The organism is Streptomyces sp. NPDC033221 (assembly GCF_055577005.1).
The window spans coordinates 1-15,110 of sequence record NZ_JBVIQN010000047.1 but is presented as its reverse complement, the minus strand read 5'-3'; the positions used below and the strand labels follow the sequence as shown (position 1 = coordinate 15,110).

Genomic DNA, 15,110 nt, shown 5'->3' with positions numbered 1-15,110 from the left:
GGGCGGCGGAGATGATCGCGGGCGAGCGCGGCTGACCACGCTCCAGGCGCCCGGCCGGCCGCTCCCCGGCAACCGTTTCCACGGTGCCGAACGGTACGGCCGGGTGCCTACGGGTCAGTTGGTTCCCTTGCTCCCGCGGCGGCGTGCGACGAAGACCGCCCCGGCGCCGAGCAGCACGGCGGCACCGCCGGCGAGGGCCAGCTGCGGGGTGGCGGACGACGTACCGGTGCTGGCGAGCTCGGCGTCCTTCGCGGTCGCCTTGGCGGCGGGGCCGGACGCCACCGGCTTGGCGGAGCTGCCGCCCTGCGCAGACTTTCCGGGCTTGGGCCGGTCCTTTTCGTCGACCTTGCCGGGCTTGGCGTCGTCGACCTTGCCGGGCTTGCTGTCGGCGGCGAGCACCTCGAAGTCGTACCGCTTCATGGGGCCGAGCACGCAGTCGTTGTACTGGTCGGAAGCGTTCCCCGCGAACAGGGCGAGGCCGTCCTTCGCGGGAGCGCCCTTCTCGATCGTCATACGCATCTTCACGTCGGTGCGTGCACCGGGCTTCATGGCCTTGACGGGTGCGGTGGAGGAATGGTTCCGCGAGTCCAGCTCCTTCCATTCGGTGCCGTCGGACCACTGCACCTTCATGAAGTGCTGGTACGGGTTCTTGGCGCCCAGATGGAAGAAGACCAGCGGAGTCACGTCCAGGGTGCGGTCGGTCCCGTTGGCCACCGTGAACGAGAAGTCGACGGTGGTTCCCATCACGACCTTCGAGGGCAGGCCGTTGGTGAGTACGGTCAGGCCCGGCACGTCAACGCACTGCCTGGCGGCGGCGAGCGCCTTGTCGGCCGCGTTCTTGACCTTGAGGGCCTCCTCCGGAGCATTCTGAGCCTTGCTGTACTCCTGTACCGCCTTGACCCGAGCATCCTTCCTCGCCTTGATGGCCGCCGCGCGCTTGGTCTCCGCTTCGGCCTTGGCCTGGGCGGCCTTCCCGGCGGCGGCCTCGGCCGTGTCCAGGGCCTTCTGTGCCGTGGCCTTGCCGGCCTCGTCCGTGGCCGCCGCCAGCTTGGCCTTGGCGTCCGCGACGGCCTTGTCCGCGGTCACCTTGTCGGCGTCGGCAGCCTCGAAGGCTTTGTCCGCGGCCGCGGAGGCAATCCTGAGCGGGTGGCTGGGCGAGTCCTGGGCGGCCAGCGTGTCCTCCAGCTTCTGCCACGAGGCCGCCTTGGCCGCCACCGCGTCCTTGTACGCCTGCTCCGCTTCGGCGGCGGCCTTCTTGAGCTCCGCGGAGGTCTGCTTGTGCTGCGGCTGCGCCGCCGGCATGGCGTCGGCCAGGGCCGTGGGGCCCGCGGCGAGCAGGGCGGTGGGCGTGGCGACAGCGACGATGGCGGTCGCGAGGGTACGGCGAAGGTTCACTGGAGCCTTTTCCTGGTCAGAGAGAAAGCGATGCGCCGCGCGTGAGCAGCGCGCCCATAGGGCGAAACCATCGGATCGTATGACCGGGATAAAGGGGGGTGGCAACGGAAAATCGACCCGTGTGAGGGGTCGCGTGTGTGACGGCAGTGGGCAAGGTGGGGCGAAAGGTGCAGTTGCCCAGCTTATGGCAGGTTTCTCTGTGATCTATCGAACAGCGACTTTCGGATCGTTCTTCGACTGTCTGACCGTGTCTGGCTGCCCGGCCGGACTGCGCTCCACCCGGCCTCGACCCTGGAGGGAGGAACAACGGCACCGCCCGGCCCCGGGGCCCGAAATGATCTCCAACGCCACTGTCCGAGCCGCCCGTTGCCGTACGCTTCGCCCCCACCCGCCGCCTTCTTCAACCCCATCGGCTGACCGCATCAGCCGCCTTCCCCCCCGAGCCGACAAGTACGGCTCAGGTGTGGAAGTGGCCCGGATCGCCGCCTTCGGCCCAGTCGAAGGCGGCGACGCCCATCACTTGGCCGGATTCGCGGAGGGCAGCGACTTGCCCAGCATGGTGCAGGCCGCCTCGTTGACAAGGGTCTTGTTGGCGGTCGCGGCCGCCTTTTCCTTGATGGCGAAGTTCGTGCTTGTCAGGACCGCGACGCTCCGGCGACCGCTTGCGTCGGTGTAGAACTCGCTGGAATAGCCGGGCAGACCGCCGGTGTGGCCCCAGACGGTGCCGCAGGGGGTGTTCACCTTCATCAGGCCCAGTCCGTAGCCCCCGCCTTCCTCGGGGGCGGGAACGGTGGTGCGCATCTGCTCCATCTGGGCCTTGGGCAGGAGCTTGCCGGACATCAGCGCGGTCAGGAACCGCTGCCAGTCCTGTGCGGTGGAGACCATGCCGCCGGCCGCACCGGACCAGCTCGGATCGATACCGCTGGTGTCGATGTTGCCCTTGGGGCGTTCGGGGCCGGCAAACCCGACGCCTTCGGGCAGGTCCACGGTCGGGGCCAGGAGTTTTCCGAGGCGTTCGGTGTCCGGCTCGTATCCGGTTACGTGCTGCTTGCCGGTGCTCCAGCGGGCATCCGTGGCCAGGAAGGAGTCCTTCATGCCCAGCGGCTTGGTGATCCGCTGCTCGATCAGCTCGGCGAGGCCCTTGCCCGTGACCTTTTCGAGGATCAGCCCGAGGGCCGCGTAGTTGGCGTTGCTGTAGGAGTACTTCTCGCCGGGCGCGGCCGGCGGGTCCTGCTGGGGAGTGATGGCGAGGAGGTCCTTTGCTCGCCAGGCGCGCTGCTTCTGCCCCGTGAGGGAAGGCAGGAATTCCGGCGTCAGCAGGAAGTCGCCCAGCCCGCTGGTGTGGTTGAGCAGCATCCGCACGGTGATGCCCTTACCGCCCTTCACGAGACCGGGCAGCCACTTCTCCACCGTGTCGTCCAGACCGGCCTTCCCCTCGGCGACCAGCCGCAGGACGAGGGTCGCGGTGACCGTCTTGGTGTTGGACCCGACCCTGAACTGGTCGTCGGCGGCGAGGCGGTGATCGGCTTTCGTCCAGGCTGTCTGCCGAGCGATTTCCACGGGCTCTCCGTCCTCGTGAAGGACCCGGACGATCACACCCGAGGAGCCCTGGTCCGCCGCCTTCTGCGCGAGGCCGGCCAGCCGCTTGCCGGCCGATGCCCCCGCCCCCTCCTGCTTGACCGACGTCTTCGCCGCACCCGCGCCCGCGCCCGCGTCCGAATCCGCTTCCAAGCAGGCCGTGAGCGTCCCGCTCATACCGGTCACCAAGGCCACCGTCAGCGCCCCGCGGAGGATCAGGCGGCGAGATGATGTGAGTGCGGACATGGTGGTTCCCTTCGGCGCATGACAAGTGGCTTCGTGCGTCGAGGGCCGGGATTCTTCCCACTACGGGGTTTCACGGCGGGCCCGCCGCACACCAGCCATTCAGCCAGGGACCGCCACTCGCCACATCGCTCGTTGGCGGGCCTCCTCCGGGCCCCGTGTCACTCGGAGGAGTGACACGCCGGAGGAGTGACACCGGCGTGTGTACGGGAGCCCGGTGTCCCGTTCGCTGCACGAAAGGTCAGGGCACGGGAAGTCAGGACATGGGAAGTCAGGACATGGGAGGTCAGGACAGCGTGTTCCTGGCCAGCACCGCCGCCTGGGCCCGGCTCTGGCAGCCGGTCTTCGCCAGCATCCGGCTGACGTGCGTCTTCACCGTGTGCAGGCTCACCACGAGCCGGTCCGCTATCTCGGCATTGCTCAGCCCGCCTCCGACCAGCCGCAGCACGTCGCGTTCCCGCTCGGTGAGCTCGCTCAGCCGGGCCAGCTCATGGCCGTCCGGCGGACGCCTGGTGCTCAGATGCCCCTCGATGATCCGCCGGGTCACCGCCGGACTCAGCGCACTGTGCCCGGCCGCGGCGGCCCGTACCGCCCCGGTCAGCTCCTCGTACGAACTGTTCTTCAGCAGGAACCCGGCCGCCCCGGCGGCCAGTGCCTCGTCGACGTACTCGTCCAGATCGAACGTCGTCAGCATGAGCGCCTGGCTCCGCCCCGGACCGAGCAGACGCCGACGGCCCAGCTCGGCCAGCGCCCACAGCCCGTCCCGCCGGGGCATACGGACATCCAGCAGCAGTACGTGCGGCCTCAGCCGCGCGCACGCCTCGACGGCCTCCTCTCCGTCGCCCGCGGTGCCGACCACGGTGAGATCGGCCTGACTGTCCAGGATCGCGCTCAGGCCGGCGCGGATGACCGGCTCGTCGTCCACCATGAGCACGCTGATCCGCTCAGACATCGGCGGTCTCCAGCGGCATCGTGGCCACGACACGGAATCCGCCGTCGCCGGTCGGGCCGGCGGTGAGTTCGCCGCCCAGCGCGTCCACCCGTTCCCGCATGCTGACCAGACCGAGCCCGACCCCCGCGCCCGCTGTGCCGCGCCGTGCCCCGCGGCCGTTCACCACCTCGAAGCGCAGCCGTCCGGCGGCGCCGCCTACGGTGAGCCGAACCGGCGCCCCGGGCGCGTGGCGCCGGGCGTTGGCCAACGATTCCTGCACGATGCGATACCCCGCCAACTGCACCGGACCCGGCAACGACGCCAACTCCGTCCCCACTTTCACCTCGACCGATCCTCCCGCGGCACGATGGCTGCCCAGCAACGCGCCCAACTCCCCGAGCCCCGGCATTGGCTGGAGCGGAGCCGCTTCCGCGGGGTCGCGCAGCATCCGCAGCAGGTCGCGCAGCTCACCACCGGTCTGCCGGCCCGCCGCTGCCAGCCCGTCGATCTGGGTACGGGCCCAGCCGGGCAGCTCGTCACCACGGGCGCGCAGGGTTTCCGCGTGCACGACGAGCAGGGTGAGCGAGTGCGCGACCACGTCGTGCATCTCGCGGGCGATCCGGGCCCGCTCCCGCTGAGTGGCCTGCGCTGCCTGCAGACGCTGCGTACGGTCCGCGTCGGCCACCCGCTGCTCGGCCGCCGCGAGCAGCACACGCCGGGTACGCGCGGCGAAACCCATCACCCACACCAGCGGCATCGGGGCCAGGGAAGCGAGGATGTCCAGACCGCCCTGGAACTCACTGGCGCCGACGGTCATCCGGTTCACCCACAGGCCGGACAGGATCAGCGCACCGCCACCGAGCATCGCCGGCACGGTGCGTACCCAGCTCGTGCAGTAGCAGCCCAGGTTGTAGAGCAGCACGGCGAGCGGCAGGAAGACCAGCGGGGTCAGTTTGGCGTCCTGTCCCGCGCTGCCCACCAGCGCCACCACGAGCGCGGCCAAGCCCGTCACGAACGCCGTGACCGGCAGCCGTCGTCGCGGCACCACGAGCACCACGGCCACCGCCTCGAAACCGATGAGCGACGACCAGGCCACTCCTGACGTGTCCACATACGGCTGCGAGAGCAGCGGCGGCAGAAAAATCAGCGCGACCAGCCCGGCATCAGCGCCCCACCTGGGCCACTTGCCGTCACCTGCTTCCATACGCCCGACACTAAAAGATCACTCATCGATCTTCATCACTCCAAAGAACGACTCGCGCCGGCCCCGCCAGCCGGGCCGGCGGGACCTCCAAGACCTCCGAGGCTTCCAAGACCTCCTGGAAATCCGATGGCTCAGAGCATGAGCAGCAGCCGCGTGTGCGGTACGAGCTTCCGGTTCACGCTGGTGCTCTGCACGAAGATGGTGAAGTCGTCGTTGCGGTCGGGGTTGACGCGGACTTCCGTATCCGGCAGACCCAGCAGGGACCGGGCCTCCGGCCCCGTGTACACCCGGTCCGTCTTCTTCTCCAGCACCGCTATCTGCTTCCGGGCCTGAATCTTCTCCGACTTGCTCAGCTGGTAAAACGCACAGCCGGTACGGTAAGTGTGCCCGCACTCGATGACCCAGTCCCGTATCGCCGCCGCGCGAGCCACCGGAATCAGCTGGTACTCCGACGGGTTCACCGGAGTGAGGCCGGCTGCCTCGATGGTGTCCTTGTTGACCGCCTCCGCGCCCGTGGAGAACACGGCTCGCGATCCCCGGATGCCCTTGGCGCGGCCCATCATGAAGTTCTCGGTGGCCTGCTGGATGACCTGCCCCGCCTCTTCCAGGCCCTGGGTGCTGGTGGCGTCCCAAATAGCGATGTTGTCCTTCGGGAACCCGCACTGCATGGCCTCGCGCTTGCCCATCTGGTCCGGCACGAGGACGGCCAGCGTCCAGTTGTCCTTCTGTGTCGCGATCAGCTTGGCCACGGCCTGCACCAGTGCACGCGGATCCTTGGCCGGGGCATCCGGACAGCGATGACTCGCGTTCTCCTGCCCGTCGGTCAGCACGAACGTCAGGAAGCTGTGGTCGCCGTACAGTTGGGCCGTCTGCGCCAGCTCCCGCTGCGACTTCAGCGTGGCCGCCAGCAGAGCCGTCATGCCACCGACCCGGTAGAGCTGCTTCAGGGACGGCATCCGCAGCACGTCCTTGTCGTAGATGACGCACTCCACCTCGTCCGCGAAGGCGTACACCGTGACCCGGGTCTCCTGGTCCAGCTCCTTCGACCGGCGGGCCAGATACGCGATCTGCTGGTCGGCGACGTCGACGACCTTGCGGCTCAGGTGTGACATGGACGAACTGGCATCCAGCACAAGAGCAACGTGGTTGATGTAGTTCTGGTTTCCGGACATGATCGCTCCCCCTCTTTCACTCGATGCAGTCACCTTCTCACCCACCACTGACAATCGATCTTGACCGCCGGGCGGAGGCGGCTCCCACCGCACCAGGGCGCGGCCGAGCAGTCGCGCCCCACCGGCTTCTGCGCCGAAGAAGGAGCGAGTACGGAGTCAGGGGGCTGCCGGGGCACCTGCTTCCGACCGTGTCCGGAAGTGACCTGCCGAGCGGAGCGGTCCCCGTAGGGTCGAACGTGTGATCACCTGGCTCCATGGCACCTTCGGCGTGGGCAAGCGTCGAGACGGAAGGCACACATGCGGATACGCGCGGCACTGGTGACGGCCCCCGGCGGCCCCTTCATCACTCAGGATCTGGAGCTCGAGGAGCCGAGGCCGGAGGAGATCCTGGTGCGGATCACCGCCGCAGGCGTGTGCCACACCGATCTGAGCATGCGACGGGTATGGCCTCCGCAGCGTCTGCCCATGGTCTTCGGCCATGAAGGTGCCGGTGTCGTCGAGGCGGTGGGCCGCGCGGTGACCGGGTTCGTCCCCGGCGACACGGTGTGCCTCACGTACCGAAGCTGCCGCGGCTGCGCGCAGTGTGCGACGGGAGAACCGGCCTACTGCGAACATGCCGGGTCCCTCAACGCCGGCGGCTCTCGACCGGACAGCAGCACCCCGCTCTCCCGTACGGACGGCACTCCGGTGCACGGGAACTTCTTCGGCCAGTCCGCTTTCGCGTCGCACTGTCTGACCACCGAGAGCAACACCGTCAAAGTCCCGGCGGATTTCCCCGCGACCATGGCCGCCCCTTTGGGGTGCAGCGTCCAGACCGGTGTCGGCACGGTGCGTACGGTCCTGCGGCCTTCTCCGGGCACCACGCTGGCCGTTTTCGGCGCCGGCAGCGTCGGCCTGAGTGCCGTCATGGCCGCAGTCGCCGCCGAATGCACGGTCATCGCCATTGACCCCATTGCCGCGCGTCGCACACTGGCCCTGGAACTGGGCGCCGCGGCGGCCATCGATCCCGACGCCGAGAATGACGTGGCGGCGGTCCTACGGGATCTCACCGATGGCGGACCGCAGCACGCCATCGACACGACCGGTCAGGCAACCGCGGTGTCCCAGGCCATCAGTGCCCTGCGTAAACGAAGCACGCTCGCCCTGATCGGCATCGGCACGGCGCAATTCGACACCATGCCGGTCCTGACCAAAGGCCTCACCATTCGGGGCGTGACCGAAGGTGACGGCAGGCCGGCTGAGAACATCGCGTGCCTGCTTGATCTGCACCGGCAGGGCAAGCTTCCGCTGGAGAAACTCATCACCGAGTTTTCCTTCGACGACATAGAAGCCGCCGCGCAGGCGGCATCGTCGGGGCGCGTCGTCAAACCTGTGCTCACCACGTAGCACGCCGTCCACGGATCATGTGGCCGAAGAACCATCGGTACGTACGTGACCGATCACCAGGCCGGATCGCCCCCGAGGGCGACGGCTTCCATCTCGACGCTTCAAAAGAATGCTCAGTCGAGACAGAATTCGTTGCCCTCGACGTCCTGCATCACGATGCACGACTCATTGTGCTCATCGGCAGCCAGCAACTGCACGCGTGTCGCGCCGAGCGCAACCAGTCGCGCGCACTCGGCTTCGAGCGTGGCAAGGCGCTCTGCACCCACGAGCCCGGTGCCGGCCCGCACATCCAGATGCACCCGATTTTTTACGACCTTGCCTTCGGGGACGCGCTGGAAATACAGCCGCGGGCCCACGCCCGAGGGGTCGCCGCAGGCGAACGCCGAACCCTGCCGCTCAGGCGGTAGTGAGCGATCGAATTCGTCCCACGTGGCAAATCCTTCCGGTGGCGGCGGTACGACGTACCCCAACACCTCGCACCAGAAGCGAGCGACGCGCTCAGGTTCTGCGCAGTCGAAGGTGACCTGGAACTGCTTGATAGATGACATCGGCGCACCATAGCAGGGGGACGCTGTTGCTCATGTCCCGGCATGGGGCAGCACGTTGTCGTACCGACCAGAGTTCACCCCGCCGCTCACACCGCGGTGATGCGCAGGCAAACCCTGGCCGGAGACTCTGGCCTGGCCGGTGCTTACGGCACGAGCACGACGGAGTTGATCGGCGTCATGTTGTACGGCGCGGATTCACCCACCCCGCGCATCACGACGGAGCAGCCACCACTGCCGTTGTACCCATAGCAGAACCGGAAACCGGCGCCGCCTGTCTGGTTGTTGACGATTACCCGGTCGCCGGTGACATTCGAGAGGTTGTGGGCGCCGTAGCTGTAGAAGATGTTCTTGCTGAGGATGCTGCCGTTCGTTTCGCGGATGCAGACCGCCCCGGACGGACAGGGCGTCGCCGCGCTGGCGCTGGGGGCCGTGGTGAGCCCGAGAGCCCCCACAGCGAGAGCCAGACCTGCAGTGGATACAGCAAACTTGCGCATATGTCCCCCTGTGTCGCGATGTCCCGGTGTGGGTCACGTCGCGTCTGAAAGTAGCCCGTGTCACCGAGGGGCACCAGAGTGTTCGTACAAGTCGTTGGTGCCTCTTTCGCGTTCTGAGGCCGAGGGGCCCCACGGGGCGAACGTGCGACGGGCGGCCGGGCTGACTCAGCGGCCGGTCGACCCGTCGGCCATTTCGCGAAGGATGTCCGCGTGGCCGGCATGACGGCCGGTCTCCTCGATCAGGTGGGTCAGAGCCCAGCGAACGCTGGGGCCGGGGCGCCCCGGCCCCGGTCGGGGGACCGGTGCGCCGAGGTCGGCGCACCCGTCGAGAACGTCGTTCGCCAGCTCGACCGCCTGCCTGTAGCGGGCCACCACATCGGCCACGCTGTCCGCCGGTGCGGCCTGGAACGTCGCCTGCCAGTCGGTGACGCCGTCCCCGAGAAACATCGCGCGCTCGACGTGGGTCAGATGGTTGAGCAGGCCGAGCAGGTTCGTACCGGACGGCACCGCGGCTGTGCGCACCTGCGGTTCCGGTGTGCCGTCGACCTTCGCGGCGAGCGAAGCCCGGAGGTAGTCGAGGAAGCCGCGCAGGACCTCGGTCTCGCTGCTTCCGGTCCGGGGCGGCGGATTGTCGCCGCGGCTGTTGTGGCGCGTGGTGCTGGACAACACTGGTCGCCTTCCTGCGTCGTAGGTGGCGCCGGCCACCGTGTCAGGCGGTGCGGCGGATGAGAAGGACATGGTCGGTGACCTCGGCGGTTCGACCGCCCGGCCCGGTCGCGATCCGGCGGGGTGCGTCAGCCCGTTCGACCGTCCACGTATCCGGTGCCAGACCGATACCGGCGGCGACCTCCTGCGGGCTCGGGTACCGGGTGTCGGGGTCCTGCTTCCACGACCACGGCGCGGCCGAGCCGTGATCGACGACCAGCAGCCGCCCGCCGGGGCGCAGTGCGTGCGCGGCCGAGCGCAGGACGGTTGCCCGGTCCAGGTCACACGGGGTGTGCAGGTAGTGGGCGCAGATCAGGTCGAAACCGCCGGGCGGGAATGACCTGTGCAAGTCGTACTGCGCGGAGCTGACATGGTCGTCCAGGCCGTGTACGCGGGCGAGGGCGGCGAGCCGCTCGACCGCCACGGCCGAGATGTCGACGGCGGTGACCCGCCACCCCCGGCCGGCGAGCCACAGCGCGTCGCCGCCGTCGCCGCACCCGAGGTCCAACGCGTCACCGGGCGGCAGGCCCGTCACCGTCTCGGTGAGACGCACATTCGGCTTCGGATCGCCGGTGGCCGGCCGGTCCGCGTAGACGCCGTCCCAGAACGCGACCGCATCGGTGGTGCTCATCAAGGCTCCTTGTGTCGGTGGGCGCCCAGTCTTGCCAGGCACACCACGCCCTGGCACGAAAACTTGCGGTAACGGCAAGATGGGCCCCACGGACCCCACGACGGACGACGACGTGCTCGACGCGGTGGGGCCGCGGCTCCGTGCACTGCGTCGTGGCCGCGGCATCACCCTCGCCCAACTCGCGGCGACGACCGCGGTGTCGGAGAGCACCCTGTCCAGGCTGGAGACCGGGCAGCGCCGATGGCGGTGTGGTCGAACTGCTCATCCTGTTCGGCCTGCAAGGGCTGCGTGCGCACGTACGGACCGACCCCAACCGGTCGTCTCAGATCGAGACTCAGCGGTGAACCCGGCCGGGGGGGGGGCTCCGCCTCTCGGTGATGGAGACGGAGACCGGGCTCAGCCGAGGACGGAGGCTGCGAGTGGGGGTGTGCCCGCTACTGGTACGCGGTCTTTCGGGAGGGGCGGTCCTCCCCACCCGTTCCCGAGCCCCACCCGTGGCCCTGGCTGCTGCCTCCGCTGGTGATCGGTGGGGCCTTCACCGTCACCCGGCATCGACGCTGTGCGGGACGGGAAGACCGCGGCGGCGGCCATCAGCCTGGTCCTCGCTGCCGTGCTCCTTCTTCTCGTGGCAGCCTCCCTCGTCGTGGCGTTGTACGTCCTGCGCGAGCGGCGCTCCGGCGCACCGGGGGCAAGGGGCGCCGGGCGGACCGCCTCCGGGCAGAACACCTCAGGGCCTGTGCCGCAACGGCCGTACCGGGCCTGGGGATCAATTGACTGACCGCGCGGAACTCACACGCGGAACGCTCGGAGTACTCGGAGTACTCGAAGTGCTGTGGGTGCAGGTCACACGACCCCCGTGCTGCGGCCCGGTGAGACGCCGTACTCGACCGCGTCGAACGCCCGCTCCAGACGCTCCCGGTGCGCGGTGGCGATCTCGGCGAGGTCGTCTCCGGCGAGCCGGCGCTGGGCCGTTGCCACGGCGACCGCGCGGTACGCGGCGATGAGCAGCGCCGCGACCAGGTCCGGGTCGCCGGTGAAGTGCGCGTCGTCGCGCAGATCCTCCGTCAGGGCCGCTGCCGATTCGTACTCGAAGGCGCGGAGCCGTGTGATGAGTGCGGGGGAGCCCGCGATCGTACGAAGGAGCGGATCGGCTCCTTCGCCCAACCCGGACAGGACGTGCCGCTCGTCCACCAGGGTGAGAGCGAGGGCCCGGAACGCTTCCACGGGGCCGACCCCCTCGTCGCGCTCCCGGACGGCGGACCGCAGGATGTCGACCGCGCCGGGGAGCCGGTCCAGCAGAAGGTCTTCCTTGCTTCTGAAGTGCGAGAACACCGTCACCTTCGAGACGCCGACCGCGGCCGCGACCTGGGCGATCGTGACCTCGTCGAAGCCGTGCTCCAGGAACAGCTCGGTGGCCACCTCCGCAATGCGCGCCCGTGTCTTCGCGCCGCCTCGATCTCCTCGGTTCGGCATGACTCACCTCTCATGTTATGTTTACCCAGTAAAGCTTACCCAGTAAATGTACTGAGTTAATAATGACTTCAGTGTAAAGGGGTGCGCCATGCAGCGGACCGATGTGATCGTCGTCGGAGCCGGACCCACCGGACTGCTCCTCGCCAGTGAGCTGGCACTTCAGGGGGTCCAGGTGACGGTGCTCGAACGCCTGTGGGAGCCGGACCCGACCATCAAGGCCGGTTCGGTCAACGTGGCCAGTGCAGAGATCCTCGACCGGCGCGGCATGCTGCCGGAAGCCGAGGAGGTCCAGCGCCGTCGCATGGCCGCCGCCGGGAAGTTCACCGGAAGCGGCGGCACGGCTGTCACCCGCGGACTGGTCGGCGGGATGAAGGGAACGTCGCCGCGCTTTCCGGTGATGGGGCACTTCGCGGGGATCATGTTCCGCAACGACCTCGTCGACCAGGAGGATCCGGTGTTGGCCTCCCATACGGCAGTGGCGGGCGGTGTCGCGGTGCCGCAGTACGACGTGGAGTTGCTGCTCGCCGACCGCTGCGCCCGGCTCGGCGTCGACATCCGCCGAGGCGTCGTCGTAAAGGGAGTGCGCAACCTTGGCGACGCTCCCTCCGCCGATGCCTCCGCCGATGCCGATGGCGGTGCCAGCGCCGATGCCGGTGCCGATGCCGGTGTCGTGGTCGAGACGGACGCGGGTGAAGTGGCCGCCGGCTGGGTCGTGGCGGCCGACGGGGGGCGCAGCACCATTCGTAAGCAGCTCGGCATCGACTTCGTCGGCACCGACCCCGAGCTGGTCGGCTACCAGGCCGTCGCCGACTTCGACGACGCCACCGGCCTGAACCACGGCTGGAACTGGACACCCCGCGGCGTCTACGCCTACGGCCCCACCCCCGGCCGGATCCTCGTCGCACGCTTCGGCCCGCAGCCCGAGGACCGCGACGCACCCATCACCCTCGCGGAACTGCAGGAAGTGGTGCGCGACGTCACCCGGACGAACGTAACCCTCAACGCCGTACACGGCCGTGCGACCCGCTGGTCCGACAACGCCCGCCGGGTCAAGCGCTACCGCCACGGCAGGGTGCTCTTCGCCGGCGATGCCGCCCACGTCCACTCGCCGTTCAGCGCACAGGGCCTCAACCTCGGTTTCGGGGACGCCGTGAACCTCGGCTGGAAACTCGCCGCGACCATCCAAGGCCGGGCCCCGGCCGGACTGCTGGACACCTACGGCACGGAGCGTTCTCCGATCGCCGAATGGGTGCTCGACTGGACGCGCGCCCAGGTCGCCCTCCTGCGCGGGGACGAGCGGACCAAGCATCTGCGCGAGGTCGTAGGCGGCGAACTGCTCACCGTACCGGGCGCGATGAACAAGATGGTCGCCCTGTCATCGGGCATCATGCAGCGCTACGACGTCGCGGACGACGCCACCGCGCCTGTCGGAACCCTTGTCGGCGACGTCCGCCTGTCGTCCGGCCGCCGACTCGCCGACTTCGCGCACGACGGCCGCTTCGTCCTGGTCGACCGCACGCACGACGGCCGGTTCGCCGACGCGGTGCGGCATCTCGGCGAACGGATCGTCCGCGTCGCCGACCCTGCCGCCGATACGGAGCTGCCGAGCCTGCTCGTACGGCCGGACGGCATCGTCATCTGGGCCGCGGATGCCGGGGACGCCTCGGGTGGTCGGAACAGCGAACTCGGCGACGATGTCACGAAGCGGCTCGACGCGGCCGCCGCACGCTGGATCGGCGCGTGATGAGGCCGAGTGGCTGCGGGCGCCGGTGCGCGTCCCGCCTTGCCCGACGTACGCACCACCTCGTGCCTGGGCCCGCATAGGATCCGGACTCCAGAATCCGGCCCGTCCCGACGCCGGATCGACTTCGCTCCTGGAGGCGACATGAGCAGCGCCCTTCTCGTGATGGACGTCCAACAGGCCATCGTGGACCTCGTCGACGACGGCTCCGGGTTCCTGCCGCGTCTGCGCAGGGCGATCGACGGGGCTCGGGCGGCGGACATACCCGTGATCTACGTGGTCATCGCGCTACGCCCCGGCTTCCCGGAGGTCGGGACGCGCAACAAGCCTCTCGCTGCCATCGCGCAGGCCGGCCTCTACGTGGAGGGCGCCCCAGGCACCGAGATCCACCCCGAGGTCGCGCCCCGGCCGGGCGACGTGGTGATCACCAAGCGACGGGCGAGCGCGTTCTCGGGCAGTGATCTCGACGTGGTGTTGAGGGCGCGCGGTATCGACAGTGTCGTGCTCACCGGCATCGCCACCAGCGCGGTGGTGCTGTCCACCCTGTGTCAGGCGAACGACCTGGACTTCGGCCTCACCGTTCTCTCCGACGCCTGTCTGGATATCGACCCGGAGGTGCACCGGGTTCTCGTCGAGCGACTGTTTCCGCAGTGGGCGGATGTCTTCACCGTCGACGAGTGGGTCAAGGTGATCGCGCCTCAGTAGCGACAGGTTCAGCAGCGGCAGGTCACTTGTCGGGCACCGGACGGAACGCCACCCGCCGCGGTGCCACACGACGGTGACGCCACGCCGGCGGCGCTGTGGCGCGAGCCCGGCGCCCGGATGGTGCCGACATGGAGTCACTGCGACGCCAGAACGAGCCGCCACTCCCTCAAAGTGACACCAGTACGCCGCAAGTTCTGCCAATAACCGCAGGTCGGAGGCGGACGAGTCGCGCCGGGGCCAAAGTGGCTCGCCATGGCGCCACCAATGTGCCATGATGGCGTCATGGACCTCACGCCCTACGTCGACAACCTCCGGCATGAGCTGGCCGTCGCCGCGGACGCCGGCGGCGACGACGCCCGCGCCCTCGCCGAGCGGCTCACCGCCCCCCTGGAGTCCGCCGCCCGTCTGACCCTTCTCAACGCGCTGTCCGCCGCCATGGGCGAGGTCACGCGGGAGCTGGCGCCGGGCTCGGTCGACGTACGGCTGCGGGGTCTCGACCCGGAGTTCGTGGTGACGGCGCCGCCCGCCCCCGAGCCGTTCCAGGAGACACGGGAGCCGGTCGCTGAAGCCGTCGCGGCCGCGCCGCAACCCGCGCCGGCGGACGTCGACGACGGCGCCATGGCGCGGATCAACTTCCGTCTCCCCGCCCACCTCAAGGCCCGCGCCGAGGCCGTCGCGGCGGCGGAGGGCCTGTCGGTCAACGCCTGGCTGGTGCGGGCCGTGTCCACCGCCGTCGACGGCGGGCAGCGCGTCAGCCCGCCGGGCCGCGGCAACGACTCGGGCGGCCGGAGCTTCACCGGCTGGGTCCGCTAGGCGGTGTCTTCAAATGATCTTGTGTGGTGGATCATGGGCGGGTGATACGTCGACATGAGCTGTCGGATGCCGAGTGGGAGTTCGTCCGGCC

General features: G+C 69.2%; 14 protein-coding genes and 1 pseudogene. 5 read left to right on the top strand and 10 right to left on the bottom strand.

Annotated features, from left to right (window positions below):
- Positions 1–114 precede the first annotated feature (114 nt).
- The 5 genes from ACZ53K_RS38130 to ACZ53K_RS38110 form a co-directional block, all read right to left on the bottom strand.
- Positions 115–1,395 (bottom strand): LAETG motif-containing sortase-dependent surface protein, encoded by a 1,281-nt coding sequence (locus tag ACZ53K_RS38130; RefSeq protein ID WP_468846361.1) that lies wholly within the window; start codon positions 1,393–1,395, stop codon positions 115–117.
- A gap of 516 nt (positions 1,396–1,911) precedes the next feature.
- Positions 1,912–3,219: a serine hydrolase domain-containing protein gene (locus tag ACZ53K_RS38125; RefSeq protein ID WP_468846358.1), complete on the bottom strand. Its 1,308-nt coding sequence runs from the start codon at positions 3,217–3,219 to the stop codon at positions 1,912–1,914.
- Between the two features lie 283 nt (positions 3,220–3,502).
- Complete coding sequence (locus ACZ53K_RS38120; protein WP_468846355.1) at positions 3,503–4,168, bottom strand: response regulator; 666 nt, start codon at positions 4,166–4,168, stop codon at positions 3,503–3,505.
- Positions 4,161–5,351, bottom strand: coding sequence for a sensor histidine kinase (locus ACZ53K_RS38115; RefSeq protein WP_468846353.1), 1,191 nt, complete (start codon positions 5,349–5,351; stop codon positions 4,161–4,163). The genes ACZ53K_RS38120 and ACZ53K_RS38115 overlap by 8 nt, the downstream gene beginning before the upstream one ends.
- Before the next feature lie 131 nt (positions 5,352–5,482).
- On the bottom strand, positions 5,483–6,523 hold the full coding sequence (locus tag ACZ53K_RS38110; RefSeq protein ID WP_468846350.1) for a vWA domain-containing protein: 1,041 nt from the start codon (positions 6,521–6,523) through the stop codon (positions 5,483–5,485).
- A 297-nt stretch (positions 6,524–6,820) separates the two neighbouring features.
- On the opposite strand from ACZ53K_RS38110, the gene ACZ53K_RS38105 reads away from it, so the two are divergent.
- Positions 6,821–7,909 (top strand): NAD(P)-dependent alcohol dehydrogenase, encoded by a 1,089-nt coding sequence (locus ACZ53K_RS38105; protein WP_468846348.1) that lies wholly within the window; start codon positions 6,821–6,823, stop codon positions 7,907–7,909.
- Between the two features lie 113 nt (positions 7,910–8,022).
- Here ACZ53K_RS38105 and ACZ53K_RS38100 read toward each other — a convergent pair whose 3' ends face one another.
- The 4 genes from ACZ53K_RS38100 to ACZ53K_RS38085 all read right to left on the bottom strand — a co-directional run bounded on the left by ACZ53K_RS38100 (position 8,023) and on the right by ACZ53K_RS38085 (position 10,287).
- A complete protein-coding gene (locus ACZ53K_RS38100) occupies positions 8,023–8,457 on the bottom strand; it encodes a VOC family protein (RefSeq protein WP_468846345.1) in 435 nt (144 codons plus the stop codon).
- A 143-nt stretch (positions 8,458–8,600) separates the two neighbouring features.
- Positions 8,601–8,951 (bottom strand): hypothetical protein, encoded by a 351-nt coding sequence (locus ACZ53K_RS38095; protein ID WP_468846343.1) that lies wholly within the window; start codon positions 8,949–8,951, stop codon positions 8,601–8,603.
- A 165-nt stretch (positions 8,952–9,116) separates the two neighbouring features.
- Positions 9,117–9,617 carry a DinB family protein gene (locus ACZ53K_RS38090; protein WP_468846340.1) on the bottom strand — a complete coding sequence of 167 codons (501 nt, stop codon included), beginning with the start codon at positions 9,615–9,617 and terminating at the stop codon, positions 9,117–9,119.
- A gap of 43 nt (positions 9,618–9,660) precedes the next feature.
- Positions 9,661–10,287 (bottom strand): class I SAM-dependent methyltransferase, encoded by a 627-nt coding sequence (locus tag ACZ53K_RS38085; protein WP_468846338.1) that lies wholly within the window; start codon positions 10,285–10,287, stop codon positions 9,661–9,663.
- 79 nt (positions 10,288–10,366) lie between these two features.
- Between ACZ53K_RS38085 and ACZ53K_RS38080 the strand changes: the two are divergent.
- Positions 10,367–10,528, top strand: a pseudogene (locus ACZ53K_RS38080) (helix-turn-helix domain-containing protein); the annotation flags it as partial.
- 602 nt (positions 10,529–11,130) lie between these two features.
- Here the strand turns inward: ACZ53K_RS38080 and ACZ53K_RS38075 are convergent.
- Positions 11,131–11,760, bottom strand: a complete 630-nt coding sequence (locus ACZ53K_RS38075) for a TetR/AcrR family transcriptional regulator (RefSeq protein ID WP_468846335.1) — start codon at positions 11,758–11,760, stop codon at positions 11,131–11,133.
- Between the two features lie 88 nt (positions 11,761–11,848).
- Here ACZ53K_RS38075 and ACZ53K_RS38070 point away from each other — a divergent pair, with 88 nt between their 5' ends.
- The 3 genes from ACZ53K_RS38070 (at position 11,849) to ACZ53K_RS38060 (ending at position 15,019) form a co-directional block, all read left to right on the top strand.
- Positions 11,849–13,504, top strand: coding sequence for an FAD-dependent monooxygenase (locus ACZ53K_RS38070; protein WP_468846332.1), 1,656 nt, complete (start codon positions 11,849–11,851; stop codon positions 13,502–13,504).
- Between the two features lie 141 nt (positions 13,505–13,645).
- Complete coding sequence (locus tag ACZ53K_RS38065) at positions 13,646–14,206, top strand: cysteine hydrolase family protein (protein WP_468846330.1); 561 nt, start codon at positions 13,646–13,648, stop codon at positions 14,204–14,206.
- Positions 14,207–14,488: 282 nt separating this feature from the next.
- Positions 14,489–15,019 (top strand): toxin-antitoxin system HicB family antitoxin, encoded by a 531-nt coding sequence (locus tag ACZ53K_RS38060; RefSeq protein ID WP_468846327.1) that lies wholly within the window; start codon positions 14,489–14,491, stop codon positions 15,017–15,019.
- The last annotated feature ends 91 nt before the right edge of the window (positions 15,020–15,110 follow it).